At 50.1% G+C, this 369-nt stretch carries 1 protein-coding gene; it reads left to right on the forward strand.

The annotated features are described in order from the left end of the window. Positions 1-109: 109 nt before the first annotated feature. A partial coding sequence (locus J0A66_RS22060) for a hypothetical protein (protein WP_206575986.1) occupies positions 110-369 on the forward strand: 260 nt, incomplete at its 3' end.

Here is a 369-nt window from a genome sequence, read left to right on the forward strand (position 1 = left end):
TTATCAGCTAAATCTTGAACTGGGTTATGAAGATCCAAGCAGCGAGGCGTCCCGTTTTGTGCCCTGGCAGGTGTTTAGCCTGCATAGATTGCACCCGCTAAGGGGGGCAGTGCAAAAATCAGCGCAGAATTTGTCAGACTATCAACGGGACTCTCGCTTCAGTTTGCGCGGGCGATGGCAAATTGATGAGCAAAGTTGCCAGCTCGACTTGTTTACGGCGGATAACGAGAGAGTGTTAACTTTTGTCAGGCAAGCTACTGCTGAATATGGGAAGGATGATGCTGGCCAAATGGTGTTTGTGGTACAGCAAACCAGCTTGCCGGAACTTGAAGGGCTGGTGTTTCGTGGCCCGATAGACAGCATTATCTG

The sequence above is a fragment of the Bowmanella dokdonensis genome (assembly GCF_017254865.1).
Lineage (GTDB): Bacteria > Pseudomonadota > Gammaproteobacteria > Enterobacterales > Alteromonadaceae > Bowmanella > Bowmanella dokdonensis.